The following is a 15,696-nucleotide window of genomic DNA, read 5'->3' on the forward strand; positions in this document are numbered from 1 at the left end:
ATTGACCCCGTGAGTGTCACGCCCTGCCTGACCCTGAAGGCATGGCCACCGTGGACAGCATCCTTCTTTCTATCAACGCGGTTGTCAGTGGCGCGGCCAATGTGCAGATGCTGGCGCAAGGGCTTCAGGGACTCAGTCAAGCGGCCCTGAATTTTGGCACCTCAGCGGTTGTGGCCGCTGGTCAGGCTGAACAGACCGCCGCCAGCTTTGAAACCCTCTTGGGTAGCAGTCAGAAGACTGGTGCCTTCCTAAAAGATCTAGCAGACTTTGCTGCGAATACGCCCTTCGAACTGAAAGGGCTTCAGGCCAGCGCTCAACAGATGCTGGCCTTCGGGTTCAGTGCCGAGCAGATTATCCCCCTGCTGACTGCCGTGGGGGACGCCGCAGGCGGGCAGAGCGAGAAAATCGAGCGCATCACGCGTGCCCTGGGGCAAATTCGCGCCAAGGGCAAGGTCAGTGCCGAAGAGATCGGCCAGCTGGCAGAGGCGGGGATTCCGGCCTGGCAGATGCTGGCCGACAAGATTGGTGTGAGCATCCCAGAGGCCATGAAGATGGCTGAACGGGGCACCCTGAGCGCTGCCGAAGCCATTCCTGCACTGCTAAGCGGAATGCAAAGTAAATACGGCGGAATGATGGAGCGCCAGTCTCAGACCCTCTTGGGGATGTGGGCAAATTTCAAAGACAACCTTGATCAGACCATGGTGGGTATTGGTAACAGTCTGATTGAAGGCTTTGACCTCAAGGGCGTTATGCGACAGGTCAACGAAGGCCTCGCGCAGGTCAAATCCTACTTTCAGGGATTTGACCTGAAGGCTTGGGCACGTGACAACGAGCAGGCCATCATGATCGTAGGCGGCGCACTGACCGGTGTGCTGATCGGCGCCCTGGTGGCGGGGGGGGCAGCGCTGGTGGCACTGCTGGCCCCTGCGCTGCCCGTTATCGGCGTGGCAACTGCCATCGGTGCCGCGTTCGGGGCATTGGGCGTCACCTTTGAGGACGTCCGGACGTTCACCCTTGAATTGGTCCAGGGTTTTCAAGTGCTGCGGGACCGGGCGGGGCGCGAGGCCGAGGGCCTGCGCGAGCGCCTCGCGCCCGTCATGGCCAATATCCAGTCGGGTATCCGCGACGCCCTGACCGTGGTGCGGGATGTGTGGCAGCGGGTGGCCCTCCCGGCCTGGCAGAGCATTCAGCCGGCGGTCCAGAACGTTCTACGCGGCGTCATGCCGCTGGTGACCAGCTTCAGTGAATTCCTGAAGGGTGCCTTCCATGCTCTGCGCTGGCTGGTTCAAACAGTGTTCATCCCGGCGTGGGAAGCCATCTGGCCCGTGGTACATCGCGTCTTTGAGCTCGTAGCTGGATATGTGCGAGCAGGCATGGATATGGTGGGGGCCATCTTTAGTGCGGCAGGCAAGCTCCTGCAGGGTGACTGGCAGGGGGCATGGGACACCATTAAAACCGATACGGTTGCCGCCTTAAAGGCGTTGGCTGAGACCTTTGAGAACTCTGGAGCCAAGCTCATGGAGGCCGGCGCCGTTCTGGGCCGCCGCATCCGCGACGGCATCATGGGTGCGCTGGGTAATCTCGCTGCCGATCTGATCCTGACGGTGCGCGAGGCGGTAGCGGGCATGGTGGCCGCAGTTCCCGAAGGCATTCGTGATCGCTTGGGTATTTCAGAAGGACTCTATAGGGCCAACCTCGCTGCCAACGCGGCGCGAGATGCAGCCGCCACTGGTCAAGCCGCCAACTCAGCGCGAGACGTGCTGGGCAAGATGACCACGGATGACACCCTGAAAGCACTCCTGACGGCCATCTTTGGCCAGGAAAGCGCAGGCAATTATGGGGCGTTCAATCCCGACTCGGGAGCTTTGGGTAAGTACCAGGTCATGCCCCAGCATCTGCTTTACAGCGACGCGCGGTATGACCCGAGCCGCAACACAGCGGCGTGGGCCAAGCGCAACATGGACAACAGGGGCGTGAAGGGGGAAGGCTGGGACTTCATGGCGTTGGGCCGCGACGTAACCCCTGCGCAGTTCATGCGAAGCCCTGAAATTCAGGAGGCCATCTCGCAGACGCGCATGCTGGCCAATCTCCAGAAGCGGCTCAGCGAAGCCGGAGGCGACCTCGAAAAGGCCATCAAAGAAGCTGCAAAAGATTGGTATGGGCGCGGAAATGCTGGACCTGGCTATCCCACCCCTGACGAGTACGCCGAGAAAATCTGGAGGAAGTTCATGGCAGCGGCGGCCACGTCCACTCCGTCCACCCCGGTCCTCGGATCGGCGGCCGGTGCGGGCGGGGCTCTGGGCAGTAAGCCGCTGCCTGGGGGCGCGTCTACTCCACCGTCAACCCCGACCAAACCCGCGCCGACTGACTTCGCTGGGTTCGGCGGCACAGCTGCTCCCCCTTCGGTGGCCGACATCGCGAAGGACCTGACCGCCAAAGTGACTGCCATCCAGGCTCGTCTGGATCTGAAACTGATCAACCGCGAGCAGGCTATTCGTGACCTCAAGGCCATTGAGGATCAGGCCATCGCTGTTGCCCGCCGTCAGGGCAAGGGTTGGGAAGATTACGCTGCGCTGGCGAAGACGGCGCGCGGCGCCATTGATGGGGTCAAGACCAGCACGAAAAGCACAGTGGACGTGCTCCAGGCGCTTAACACCCAGTACGAATATGCTGGGAAAAAGGGTCTGCCCGAGTACATTGCGGGACTCAAAGCATTCATCACCCAGCAGGAGAAGGTCGCTCAGAGCGCACCTAAGGACAGCCAAATTCAGATTGACGCTATGAGCCGAGTGGCTCAGGCACGGCAAGTCTTGCGGGCGGTGGACGAAGCCGAGGACCGCCGGACGGCTGAGGCGCAGACGCGGGCTGCCGCCGTCAATGCGGCCAGCCGTCAGGGGCGCCTCACGGACGCCAAGCTGGAGCTGAAAGAGCTGGAACGCCTGCGAGACGAGGATCTGCGCAAGGCGGGCGGGGACCTCGCCAAGCGCTTGGCCGTGGAAACCTACTACGCCAAGCTCATTCTGGATGCCAAGCGGGTTGTACTGGACCGCGAGAAGGCCGACCGGGACGCCGGCATTATCAACAACCGCAGTCTGCCCGTCTCTCTGAAAAACAAGGACCTGAACAACAGCCGAGATGAATACCACATCGATCTGGCCACAGCGCGCAATCAGCAAGACGCGCGGGTGGACACGGCGCGCGCCGCTGAAACGGACGCTGTACGTCGCCTGCGCACTGAGTACAGCAAGCTGGCTGACGGTATCCGGGCCCAGGTGGCCGCCGGGACGTTTGACGATGCCCGGCGCAAAGAAGCACTGGTGAGCTTCAATGCCTTGGGCGCTGCCGCCCGGCAGGCGGGCCTCTATGAAAACGACCACGCCGAAGCGGCCCGCCGCAGTACCTGGGCATTGGTGAATCAGGGCGTAGCGGCAGCCACCATGATCCGCACGAGCGCCGAGCGCATTACTCAGATCAAAGAACAGGCTGATGCCGACCAGGCCGCGTCAGCCGCAGCAGAGACCTCTGTTACCAGTCTGACCGGGATGCTGTCGGAATTAATTGCCCAGGACCTTGACCCGCACCAAACCGGATATGTACAGCTGCTGGATGAATTGATTGAGAAGGGTGGGGCAGCGGGAGTAGCCGCACAGTATGTGCGTGACAATTTGACCCAGCTGGAAGCAGATCTGGGCGGCAACAGTCTGGACGCTATCGCCTTCCGGGGGCGCCGCGCCCTTCAAGAGGCCCGCGCGCAGAATGAGGCGCCAGTCAACACAGACCCCACCCTGGAACAGAGTTTGGCGGGACAGGCGGCGGGCCGCTTATTGGACGAGGTGTTTTATCAGCCTGGGGCCATTGAGGAAAAGTTGCGCGCGGTCATTCAGGCGGTAGGCAGCAACGCTTTTAATGACATTGGCACTGAGGGCAGAGAGCAATTCTGGGAGCAGTTTGACGCCCTAGTGAACGACCCCGAACTGGGTGGCATTGGCTCTGATCTGGCGCGCGAGATTATCGGCGCTCTAGCCGACGATCCCGTTTGGGACATCCTACGGGCTAAATTGAGCGACACCTTAAGCGCTCGTAGCCTGAATGACCGCGTAGGAGAAGTAGCGGGTGTCCTCAGTGCGGCTGATGGCGCTTACGAAGCGGGCGGTGACCCACTGGCCTATATCAAGGCTCTAGAAGCAGAGTTGCCAATGCTAGAGCGTCTGGCCAGCCTCGCGCGCGGTACCGATCTGGATGGACTGGCCAACAGCTATCTGGAGGCTACTCGTGCCCGCATTCAGGCCGTCACCGATCTGGTGGTGACCAGTGCCACAGCAACCGGCGAGGTAGACCAGCAGGCAGCGGATGCCGTGCAGCGCGCCCGAGAAATCGTGGAGGGGTACGAACAGGGCCGTATAGGAGCGGGGGAGGCCGCCGAAGCCGCACTGGAATTGGTGCTGGTGCTGGAACAGTACGCGCAGGCTGCTGAGCGGGCCAATGATGCTGACGCGGCAGCTGGGTGGCGGGCCTTTGCGCAAGAAGTGCTCAGTTCGGCGCCAACTGTCAGCGCTGCACTGGACGAGGTGGGCACTTCTGCTGATGAGCAGGCAGCCGACACCACCGTGAACCTTTTGAAGCTTATGCAGGGCTATCAAGAGGGCAGTGTGGGTCTTCGGGATTTCCTGGGGGCCGCCGTAGAGGCGCTGCCCAAGTTGGAGGCCTTGGCCAAGGTGGCAGAACTGGCAGGCCGCGCAGACCTCGCCGCCCATTACCGCGCCTTAGCCACAGAGCTGCGCGGGATGAGTCCGAATCTGAAACTGACTGGATTCCTTGACAAGATGAACACCTACGGCCAGTACGCCACCGACCTGGCCGGGCGCCTCGCGAATCTGGCCGAAGCCAGCGGGAACGGCAACCTGGCGGCCAACATCAACGGCGCCGTCAAAGCCTTCGAACTGGTCAAGGGCGTGGCGATGGACATCGCCCAGGGCAACTGGGTGGGCGCGGCCGTGAAGGTGCTGGGCAGCCTGATCGACGCCTTCGCCGGCTTTGCACGCGCGAAGGCAGAGGCGGCCAAGGCCCGCGAGGACTTCCAGAAGCAGTTCTCGCTGATCAATGCGGATGCGTTCAGCAGCTTCACCACCCGGAGCCGGGGCTTGCTCGCCGATGTGTTTGGGGGCGGCCCTGAAGTGATTAAGTCCATCAACGAAACAGCGGCCAGCATTGCGAAAGCCATCGAATCTGGGGTGTTGGGCGGCTTCCAGAATGGCATCAGGAGCTTTCTTTCTGGCACGGGCGATCTGCTGACCGGCATCCGGGAAGGGGTGCGCGGCGCGCTGATCGACGCTGTCACCCAGGCGCTGATTCAGGGCGCGGTGCTGAAGGGCACCCTAGGCAAACTGCTGACCGACCTGACCACCACCCTGGCTAGCGGTGGGGACGTGACCGGCATCATCGGCCAGATCGGGGCGGCATTGCCTGGCATTGCCAAGACTTTGGAAGGTGTTCTGAAGCCCATCAAAAGTGCGATTGACAAGGCCTTGCCGCCTACGCCCACCACTGGTGGTGGTAACTCATCCGGTGGGCCGGCTTACAGCACCGGGCCTGTGCAGGCGGGCGTGCCGACCGTGGCGCTCGACATCCTGAACACGGCGCGCGACCTGTTGAAAGGGGCCAACGAAGCGCCCCGACTGATGATGGACGCGGCCCGGCTGAGCTACCGCGCCGCCGAACTTCAGTACGCTGCTGCTGAGCGCTTCGCTGGCCCCCACAACTCCGGCACGCTGGGTAGCCGCTGATGATCGCCCCCAGCACTCTGCCCCTGATCAATTGGCGCCTGACCGTGCGTGATTGGGACGGCACCTTCCGCCACGAGCGCTCTGCCAGCCACGCCACGGCCGCGCAGCAGGTCAACATTCCCGCTGACGGCCTGGAAGCCTCACACAACGGGTACGGTGACTGCTTAGAGCTGACCTTTCAGGCCATCTGGCCCACCTTGGGGGCCAAGGGCCGCGACCTCTTGGAACTGGATACCCAGGACACCGCCGGCGTCTGGACGCGGCGCTGGGCGGGCGTGGTGGTCAAGAGCGGCAACGCGATGGTCAGCTGGGGCCATACCAACTTCAAGGCGGCGGGTCTGAAGAAGCGCTGTGGGGAAGTGCGGGTACCGGTAGACCTCGCGGAAGGCGATGTGGGGGCCCAGGCCCGGCAGGCCATTCAGGCGGTCCTTGACAGTGGGCAGCTCGGGCAGGCGATTCTCTTGGACCCCGCCCTGATCCCTGACGTGGGCGTGCCGCTGGGGAAAGTGGAGGCCAAAAACCGCACGCTGACGGCCGTTCTTGACTACCTCTCCGCGCAGGGGGGGCAGGCCTGGGGCGTGAACGAACACCGCTTTCTCTTCTGGCGGCCCCTGACCACGGGCACGGGTGACGTGCTGAGCCTGACCGAGACGGTGACCACGCCCGGCCGCGCGGTGACCGCTACCTTTGAAGACGCAGACGCGGAGGCCCTCGTCACCCGCGTGCTCTTCAACGTCGGCGCCTGGGACGACGGCACGCCCATCACCCACGAGGTCCAGACCGAGCACGAAGCGCGGTACGGCGTGGCCTGGAAAGAGGTGCCCCTGGACCCCAGCGTGCCGAGCTGGGCCACCGTGCCGTTCACCCTCAACCTGCTGCGGGTGGCCCAGCCCACGGCGGCCCAGTTGGCTCTCCTCACCGACCGCCTGACGGCTGATGCCAGTGGCACCCGTGCCGGCTGGGACGCCTACACCACGTCTCCTGGCCAAGAAACCTGGGTAGAACTGGTGACACAGGCCCCGATGCAGCGCCTGGTGATTGACGCGGTGTGGGACGTGGATCAGGCCCAGCAGGCCGGCTGCAAACTGGAGATCCGAGTACCAGGCAGCGCGCTCGTGCAGAACGCTTTCGGGCGCTACAACGGAGCAACAGGGAAAGCCACCTTGCAGGAGATGGTGGAAACGCGTGGCGAGCCGCTGCCTGCCGGCACCGCCTTCCGGTTTTATATCCCTGAAAACACCCTCCTTAACCTGGCCGAGCTGCGCCCCGAGGTCCTTGACACTGGCCTGTTGGCTCAACTGGCCACCTACCACCTGATCCTGCCCAGCCGGGACCCGGCGAGCGTGCGGGTGCCGTGGCCTGTCACGCCGCGCCCGACACTCAGTCTGCGCCGCCTGCTGGGCGACGTGTATGAGGCGCCCGTGGAGGTGGTGCGGCTGATGATCAAACTGGGCGAACCGGGCGTAAGTGTCGTGCAAACCGGGCAGCGGGAGTCCGCCGAAAGTGCAGCGACCCGCTTCCTGGCCCGGCGTGCGCTGGATGAAGCCACCCTGACCGCCATCCGGGCGGCGAAGGCCGGCCCATGAGGCACCGCCTCATGGTGAACGGCGCCATCGCGCTGGTGCCTCAAGAGACTCGGATTCCTTTGCCCCGCCGGCAGGCCACCGGTGACGTGCAGCAGCTGCCGGTGACCGGGCGGCCGTATGCCACCGGGACTCCCGGGCAATACACCCCCGCGCAGGTGACGGTGACGACGACGGTGCGTGGGGTCTCGGCCCAGGACGCCCGCGAGCAACTGGCGATCATGGAGCGCCGTTTCCGGCTGGCCACCCGCCTCTACGACGGCGCGCGGTTCCTGCCGGTGCTGCGCCTCTCGGTGTTTGATCCCCCGGAAGAGGGCTTTGCCGGCCAGAGTTGGAAGCTGAGCATGACCTACGACCTGCTCTCGCCGCTGTACCACCTGGGGCCGGATGACCAGCGGCCCCGGCCGACGCCACTGGAACAGGACGACGGGCTGTACGTGCTGGGCGCCGCCGAGATCATCGGCGGCGGGGACGACTTCGTGGACCTGGTGCCGCTGGACGGGTACAGCTTCGTGCCCGGCACGTATACAGCGCCGTTCTCCGGCATCACGTATCAAATTCTGGAGGTGGACTACGATGACATCAGCTAGTCGAGTCGGCGTGATTGTGGACGCCGAAAAGCTGGATATGGCCGCTCAGATTGCCCATCAAGAGGCCGAACTGGCGCGCCTGCGCCGCCTGGAACTGGACGCCGCGGCCAGTGGCCTCGAAGCCAGGAAACAGGCGGTCGACGCGGGCTTGCAGAACCTGGGGACCAGCCTGGCGGGGTACCAGGGGGCTATTAGCAGTGCGATTCAGCAGGCGGCGACGGCGGCGGGCATTACCGGCCTGGTCGCCGCCGAGAGCAACTTGACTGGCAAGGCCGCCGGCACTTATCAGGTGGCGGCCACCGGCGAACTGGTGGTCTGGTCCGGCAGCAGTGTCACCGCCCGTCAGCCTATGCTGCCCACCATTGCCACCAGCGTGGCGCGGGTGGCGGACATCACCGCCCTGCGCGCGCTGGCCACTGGTGCCACGACCGTAACGGTGGACGACCGGCGCCGGGGCGGCACCTTCGTGCGGGCCCTGCTCAGCGTGGCGGGTGCGGTGGACAACGGCCTGCGCTTCGCCCATGTGGACAGCACCTACGTCTGGCAGCGGCTGCATGACCCCTTCCAGCTGCACGCCGACTGGTACCGGGAGCCGGTGAGCAACACCGCGCCCCAGCTGCAAAAACTGTTCGACGCGGCGCCGCGCGGCGCCATCATCCGGGGTGGCAGCAAGACCACGGGCGGCGCCTTGGAATACTGGCCCGTCGCGCCCTGGACGCGCCCGGACGGCCGCACCGACATCCTGTTGACCCTGAACCGGGCCGTCACCCTGGACTGGGGCGCCAACCAGTACGGCGGCTACATCGGCTACGGCACCGATACGCCGGGTACGGCCAGCATTCTGGAGGTGTCCAGCCGCATCTCACAGGATTTTCCCGGCAGCAGCACGGAGTACGGCTACCGCTTCCTGGACCTGGCGATTCTGCCGACCACGGGCAGCCCCTGCGCCAAACACGCGCTGATTCTCAAGCCAACGGCGAGCGACAACCTCGCGGACGTCCTGATTGACGGCGGCCAGTTCGTGGCGACCAATCCGGACGGGCGGGCCATCTACAGCACGAACACTGGCAACAACGGCATGTTCCTGCTGCGCATCATCGCGCCCAAAGTGCGGGGCGGTGTGCGGCTGGAAAAGCTGGGCGACAGCATCTACATCGCGGACGGCAGCTGGGCAGGGAACACGGGGGTGCCGTGCCTGTGGCTGAGCCTGCTGGACCCCACGAACCCGACCGACGCCGCCAGCCAACTGCATCTGAAACGCTTGAACATGAACGCGGTGGCCCAGGCGCTGATTGTCGAGGACGCTGCGACGTGCACCGTCGAGGGCTTGAACGTGGAGGGCCGCAACCGGGATGAGGGGGGCGCCGGGAATTACGGTAAACACCTGGTCGAGTTCAACAACTGTGGCACCAAAGGCGGCGTGGCCGGCCAGAGTGCCCGCAGCTACAGTGGCAGCCGCTTTGTGGGCAACAAGATCCTGCCGGCCGATGGGGGCACGTACGGGACTAGCAGCGGGGCCAGTGCGGTGCTGTTCAACAACTCGCGGGGCTGGGTGTTGAGCGGCGGCGCCATCGGCACCTCGCAGGTGCTGCAGGCGAACAATTCGCCGGCCGACAACGGGCGGGGCTACACCCTGCGGGCCTGTGACGACATGACGGTGGATCTGCCGGACCTGCAACTCACCACCAGCAGCATCGGCGTGGACATCGAGAGCACCACCAAGAACATGCGCTGGCGGGGAGCGACGGTGAACCCCATCGTGCCGAGCAGCTGGACGGTGGTGCAGGACAACGGGCAGGGCACGATGGGGCTGGTCAAGCCGGTACCGCTGCCCACGGCGCCCCCAGCGATTCAGGGCTTTGAGAATGTCCCCGGCGGGGACCCCCTGCGGTACGTGAAAGAGGAGAGCGGCCTGGTGCGGCTGTTCGGAATGCTGCGGCCTCAGGGGGGCAGCGCGGCGCTGAGTGGGTACATCACGCTGCACACCTTCGGCGCGGGGTTCCTGCCGGCCGAGATCGTGCGGCGCCTGGTGGCGTATGAGACGGCCCCGGCGGGGACTGACCCCCAGCCGACCATCCGGCAGATGTATGCCCGCGTGGTGGGCAGCGGCAACGGGGCGGCGTCTGGGCGACTGCAACTGAACGCCTGGGCCAACGGGGCGCAGGACACGACGGTGGCGGGCGTGCGCGACATGACCGTAGACATGACCTGGCACGCTCCACCGGCCTGAGTGGGGTGTCACGCGCCGCCCAATCCTGAAGCCATGCCCACGTTCCCTGCCCCCGCTGCCCACCGGGGGCAGCGTCATTCCGGCCCTCGGAGGAGCGCCCTTGCGTCTGATTCTTCCTGTCTTGTTCGTGGCGGCGCTCAGTCTGAGTGCTGCCCCCACGCCCACCTGCCTCGCGCGCGTCACGGCCCAGCCGAGCTTTCCTGGCCGCCTCGTCACCGTGCGGGTGCCGCCCAGCTGTCCGCCGGGGGGCCGGGCCTACGTCCGCTTCGTGTCCCGCACGGGCACCCAGCCCGACAGTCCCCCTGGTTTCTTCACCCTCCGGCCCGGCCAGCAGCTCACCCGCCGGGTACCGGCCTCCTGGTGGGTGGAAGGCCGCGACAAGTACCTGCGCTGGCTGCGCCTGAAGGAGGCGCCCTGAGATGGACAAACTCCTGATCGTCATGACTGCCGGCACCCTGGCGGCCAAAGAACTCGCCCCAGGGACCGGCCTCCCCCTGACCACCGACGAACTGTGGAGCCTGCTCTTCGTGTTCGGCGCTTCCCTCTTTACAGCCGTCAGCAAGGAAGCCAGCAAGGCCAACCGGGGCCCGATCAAACCGGTGCGCTTCTGGGGCAACGTCGGCCTGGGCGTGATGGGCGGCATGTGCATGCCCCTTCTGCTGGACTTCGTCTTCCACTACTTCACCAGCCGGAATCTCAGCGGCGGGGCCAGCATCGGCCTGGGGATTCTGGGCGCGTATGCCGGCCAGGACGTCCTGAAGGCTGGGTATGGGGTGGTGCTCAGTCTGGGTGAAGCAGTGGCCAAACTCAAAGGCGTCAGCATCAGCTACGACGCCTCAAAGGTGCGGAACAAGAAAAAGGACGGTGAGGACGATGCGTAAGACGACTCTCAAAGGGGGGTGGCCGCGTGCGCTCGCCATCACCGTGCTCTACGTGCTGATGGTCCTGGCCTACATGTACAGCGCCTGGGTGGCGGACATCGCGGACACGGAACTGGGCCCGCCCATCGTGCAGGAGGGGCTGCGCGCCCTGATCGTCATGAACATCGCGCGGGCGTTCCAGTTGCGCTGGGCGGAGTTCACGCCCGTGCAGCGCCTGGCGTACCTCTGCCTGGGGCTGAGCCTGATCGGCAACCTGGCGCGCGGGCACTTCAGTGGCACCCCGCTGACCCTGACATTTGCCCTGGGGAATCTGGCGCTGCTGACCATCACGACCCGGCTCATGGCCGTCACGGGGCAGCTCCGAGCCCTGGCCGCCCGCGTGACCGAACTGCTGAAAGAAAACACCCGCCTGCGGGCGCGCGTGGCTTACCTGGAAGGAGATGACACCCATGATCACCCCTGACGTTGTTCGCGCCCTGAACCCCCGGCACCCCCGCCCAGACGTGGCGGCCACCAAGCTCCAGCAGGCTTTCACCCGGTACGGTCTCACCTCGCGCCTGGTGGTAGCCATGGCCTTGGGTCAGCTGACCCACGAGTCCGGCCTGATTCCGCAGGAGGAGAACCTGAATTACCGGGCGACGCGCCTGGTGCAGGTGTGGCCAGGCCGCTTTCCCAGCGTCCGTGCGGCCCTGCCCTTCCAGTTCAATCCGCAGGCGCTGGGCGACATGGTGTACGGCGGGCGGATGGGGAATGGGCCGCGCGAGGGCTTTACCTTTCGTGGGCGCGGCCTGATCCAGTTGACTGGGCGGGCCAATTACCAGACGTACGGCCGCCTGGTGGGGGTGGACCTGGTCAGCCAGCCGGACCAGCTGCTGCAGTACGGGGTCAGTGCCCTGGTGGCGGGGGCGTTCTGGCAAGCGCATGGCCTGAACGGACCGGCGGAGCGCGGCGACGTGCGGGTGGTGACGCGGGCGATCAACGGCGGGCTGAATGGCCTCGATGACCGGGAGGTGCTGTACCAGCGGGCCCTGAGCCGCATGCCGCGCTACGGCCTGCTGGCCACGGATCTGCCACTGGATGTCCTGGCCGACACGGCCGCAGACCTTGACGCGCGGGACGCCCAGGTGCAGCGGGCGCTGGCGCTGCTGTGACCACGCCAACGCCACGCGCTTCAGGCTTCAAACAGGGCCAGGACGCCACGGTCACCGTGAGCGTCTCTGGCGTGACGCTGCCGACCGGGATCACCGTGCAGGCGCAGTTGCGCACACGGTTGCAGAGTGAGGTGCTGTACGACATGGGCGTGGGCGCAGAGGTCAGCGGGCAAAGCGTCACCCTCAAGATTCCGGGCGCGCAGAGCAAGGCCTGGACACCGAAGGCCATTGAGTTCGAACTGGACACGACGGTCATCTTGATTGGGCCCGCACCGCAGCACGCGCACCTGGCGGCCTTTGACCTGGTGCTGGTCTGGCAGGCCGGTTACACCCGGAGCGGCACGTGAGCGACATCGTCGTGAACGTGACGGTGCAGCCGGGGCCAGCGCTGGCCATCGGTGTGTCGGTGACGCCTGGGCCAGCGGTGACGATCGAGGTGGATCAGGGTGGCGGCGCGGGCTCGACGGGTCCCACGGGGCCACAGGGGGCGACTGGGGCAGCAGGGCCAACCGGCGGCGTAGGGGCAACCGGCGTCACCGGGCCTGCAGGGAACACGGGCGCGACCGGGGCTCAGGGGCTGGCTGGGCCAATTGGATCCGCCGGCGTGGCGGGAGCGACCGGGCCGCAGGGCAACACAGGCGCACCAGGACCAACCGGGGCGGACGGTGCGCCGGGTGCAGTGGGTCCAACCGGACCTCAGGGGCCAGCCGGGGCTGTTGGTGCGACTGGGGCACAGGGCTCTCCTGGCGCTGCTGGTCCCACGGGAGCTGACGGCTTGGGTGGCAGCGCGGGACCGACTGGAGCGACTGGAGCGACCGGCGCTCAGGGCAATCCAGGACCTGCAGGGGCCACTGGTCCCCAGGGCACCCCAGGCGCCACCGGCAGCCAGGGGCCAGCAGGACCCACCGGCAGCACCGGCCCTGGCGGCCTGACCGGGGCTACGGGCGCGACTGGGCCCACCGGCCCGACAGGAACCACCGGCGCCCAGGGCAACCCCGGCGCGACCGGGAGTCAAGGTCCAGCAGGCGCGACGGGCTCTCAGGGGGAGGCTGGCCCAGCTGGCAGTCCAGGGGCCACCGGACCCACTGGCGCAACCGGAGCCCAGGGCAATGCTGGCCCCGCAGGCTCAGCAGGGGCTCAGGGCCCGACCGGGCCAGCTGGGCCAACCGGCGCCACCGGAGCGACGGGGACGCCGGGGAATCCTGGGGCCACGGGCCCGACCGGTAGCACTGGCCTGGCCGGGACTGACGGTGCAGCCGGGGCCGCTGGCCCCCCTGGCGCCACGGGAGCAACTGGCACCCAGGGCCCCGCAGGCCCCACAGGTCCACAGGGCCCTGCTGGCGGCGGCGCCGCGAGTCCCGGCGGCAGTGCAGGACAGGTGCAATACCACGGGGGCAGTGCGCTGGCCGGGGCCAGCAAGGTCAGCATTGACGGCTCTGGAAGCCTCCTGCTGACCACCGACACCCCAGCCACCCCTGGTGCTGGGCTGCTCAGCCTGCATGCCCGGAGCGACCTGGGGCGAGTGGTGCCGGCCTGCCTTGGGCCGGACGGGCTGCTGCGGCCCCTCCAGACCGCCCTGGGCAGCCTGCGCATGGCACGCTGGAATGCCCAGGGCAATAACACCGCCACCATGACCGAGGGGTTCGGGGCCTTCTCCTCGTTCGGGGTCTCAAATGCCCGCAACGTGGCCACCACCAACGCGGCGACCCGGACACGTCGGTTCGGCCTGGTGAGCAACTCAACCCAGGGCAACTTTGCCGGCCTGCTGGGCACCACCCTGCAATTCACCACGGGAAGCGGCGCGGTGGATGGAAGTGGGTTCTATGCCGTCTTCCGGTTCGTGCCGTCTGATCCGGCGGCTGTGCCGACCGCGCGCATGTTCATTGGTTTCCACACCGCCACCAGCGTGAGCAATGTCGAGTTCAACACGCTCACGGGTGCCATCGGGGTAGGGCAGCTCAGCACAGACACCACGCAGTTCTACCTGTTCAGCGGCGGCACGGCCGCGCAAACGGCGGTGGCCCTGGGCACAGCGGTGGGGGCACCAGGGACCCTGACAGCGGACGTGTATGAAGCGCGCTTCTATGCGCCAGCGACCCTGGCGAACACGGTCTATGTGCAGCTGATCAACCTGCGCACGGGGGTGGCGACGGCGGTGCAGACGGTGACGGGGGCGGCAGCGGTCCCGAGTGCGTCAACCTTGCTGAGCCCGCGCCTGCTGCGGACGAACAACACGGCCATGGCGTCGGTCGCCCTGGACATCATCAGCTTCTATCTAGAGACGGAGTTATAGAGCCCACGGACAACTTGCGCCAAACACTGGCCCCCGCTTGCGCTTCGGCGTGGCGGGGGCGTTTTCTGGTCGCGCAGCAAACGAAGAGGGCCACCTAAAAGCCGCTCTGATGTCTCTAATTGGTCCCTGTCAGTACCACATAACGGACTTTGGGATATTGAGTGACCGCCGAAGGTGTTTGGCACGCTGTATAGAAACTTGGATTGTAGTAATACAAATTCAAGACGCCAAGCTCGGCATTATAGAAACCACCCTCTCCACTGGCACTTGGAAAAGTGCCCGGCTGGCCATAGTAATCTCCCGGTGCAGCTGTCCCATAATTGTAGTTGGTGTAATTAAATTGCACGACTTTGCCCTCTGGTGTTGCGCCATAGACCAGAAAGCCGCCACGGTCTAACACGTCCTGAGTAATCCCTGTGTCGAAGACGCTTACCCTCAAAATACAGGCGTAGTTACTTTGCACGTACGGTCGGCCGCCCGTAAGCGAAAGAGAAGGCTGCTCGTGAATATTGATCCACGGTGCGGAGTAGATGGTGGCCGCAGAACCCTGACCCAGTGTGAGTGAGGTGACCAGTTGGTACTGACTCCCATTGAAGTAGTAATAGTTCCCGGACTGTGTATCAAGCTGATAATCCCCGGCCTTGGCGCGAGCTGGTTTAACGAAGCCAGTGCTTGTCGGCAGTTGGTCGCTGTAAAAGACTTGTGCCGGTCCTGCTCCACTGGCTTGAGGATGGGTCAGCTTGGTGAACACCTCTAGCGTCTGACCATTCGACCGGTAGAGGGTGGCGGTGGTCGTGTTGAGGTAATAGTCATGTTGCCCCAGACCACTGGGCGCCTTAAAGTCAGGACCAGGCGCAGTGAGCCCGGAAAAGATGTGGATGCCGGTGCTTCCCAAAGCGAGGACCTGCCCAGTTGCGCCGTCCCCGAGGAGGGTGCCAGCACTATGCACTGTGGCTGGGGTGGTTGAGCCGCAAGCACTCAGGAGGCCGGTCAGAACCAACGCCGACAGCAGGGATTTATTCACGCTCTCAGCGTAGCGTGCCTGCACGAGCCTGGTCTTCACTGGTTCGCGTTGGGGGGGCGTTGATGAAGGCACTGGGTCTCAACGAAGAAAGCGACCCGAAGGCCGCCTTGATTTCTCCAAGATAGCGCGGTATTCAGGATTCGTCAACGCTATCCGGCGCG

Annotated in this window: 11 protein-coding genes; 10 read left to right on the forward strand and 1 reads right to left on the reverse strand. The window is 65.4% G+C overall.

From position 1 onward, the window contains the following. The first annotated feature begins 41 nt into the window (after positions 1–41). The 10 genes from GO986_RS18060 (at position 42) to GO986_RS23075 (ending at position 14,511) form a co-directional block, all read left to right on the forward strand. Positions 42–5,783, forward strand: a complete 5,742-nt coding sequence (locus tag GO986_RS18060; protein ID WP_157460702.1) for a tape measure protein — start codon at positions 42–44, stop codon at positions 5,781–5,783. Next, the gene (locus GO986_RS18065) at positions 5,783–7,369 is read left to right on the forward strand and encodes a hypothetical protein (protein WP_157460703.1); all 1,587 of its coding nucleotides are present in this window, start codon (positions 5,783–5,785) and stop codon (positions 7,367–7,369) included. Before GO986_RS18060 ends, GO986_RS18065 begins: the two co-directional genes overlap by 1 nt. Next, complete coding sequence (locus GO986_RS18070) at positions 7,366–7,956, forward strand: hypothetical protein (protein WP_157460704.1); 591 nt, start codon at positions 7,366–7,368, stop codon at positions 7,954–7,956. Before GO986_RS18065 ends, GO986_RS18070 begins: the two co-directional genes overlap by 4 nt. Next, a complete protein-coding gene (locus GO986_RS18075) occupies positions 7,943–10,186 on the forward strand; it encodes a hypothetical protein (protein ID WP_157460705.1) in 2,244 nt (747 codons plus the stop codon). The genes GO986_RS18070 and GO986_RS18075 overlap by 14 nt, the downstream gene beginning before the upstream one ends. Before the next feature lie 100 nt (positions 10,187–10,286). Continuing rightward, positions 10,287–10,604, forward strand: coding sequence for a hypothetical protein (locus GO986_RS18080; RefSeq protein WP_157460706.1), 318 nt, complete (start codon positions 10,287–10,289; stop codon positions 10,602–10,604). Position 10,605: 1 nt separating this feature from the next. After that, positions 10,606–11,067: a hypothetical protein gene (locus tag GO986_RS18085; RefSeq protein ID WP_157460707.1), complete on the forward strand. Its 462-nt coding sequence runs from the start codon at positions 10,606–10,608 to the stop codon at positions 11,065–11,067. Continuing rightward, positions 11,060–11,530 carry a hypothetical protein gene (locus GO986_RS18090; protein ID WP_157460708.1) on the forward strand — a complete coding sequence of 157 codons (471 nt, stop codon included), beginning with the start codon at positions 11,060–11,062 and terminating at the stop codon, positions 11,528–11,530. The genes GO986_RS18085 and GO986_RS18090 overlap by 8 nt, the downstream gene beginning before the upstream one ends. Next, positions 11,517–12,218: a glycoside hydrolase family 19 protein gene (locus tag GO986_RS18095; RefSeq protein WP_198170803.1), complete on the forward strand. Its 702-nt coding sequence runs from the start codon at positions 11,517–11,519 to the stop codon at positions 12,216–12,218. Before GO986_RS18090 ends, GO986_RS18095 begins: the two co-directional genes overlap by 14 nt. Further along, on the forward strand, positions 12,215–12,565 hold the full coding sequence (locus GO986_RS18100) for a hypothetical protein (protein ID WP_157460710.1): 351 nt from the start codon (positions 12,215–12,217) through the stop codon (positions 12,563–12,565). Before GO986_RS18095 ends, GO986_RS18100 begins: the two co-directional genes overlap by 4 nt. Before the next feature lie 1,031 nt (positions 12,566–13,596). Then, complete coding sequence (locus tag GO986_RS23075) at positions 13,597–14,511, forward strand: hypothetical protein (protein WP_232337880.1); 915 nt, start codon at positions 13,597–13,599, stop codon at positions 14,509–14,511. A 115-nt stretch (positions 14,512–14,626) separates the two neighbouring features. Here GO986_RS23075 and GO986_RS18110 read toward each other — a convergent pair whose 3' ends face one another. After that, the gene (locus tag GO986_RS18110) at positions 14,627–15,535 is read right to left on the reverse strand and encodes a hypothetical protein (protein ID WP_157460711.1); all 909 of its coding nucleotides are present in this window, start codon (positions 15,533–15,535) and stop codon (positions 14,627–14,629) included. Positions 15,536–15,696: the final 161 nt, after the last annotated feature.

The sequence above is a fragment of the Deinococcus arboris genome (genome assembly GCF_009755355.1).
GTDB lineage: Bacteria > Deinococcota > Deinococci > Deinococcales > Deinococcaceae > Deinococcus > Deinococcus betulae.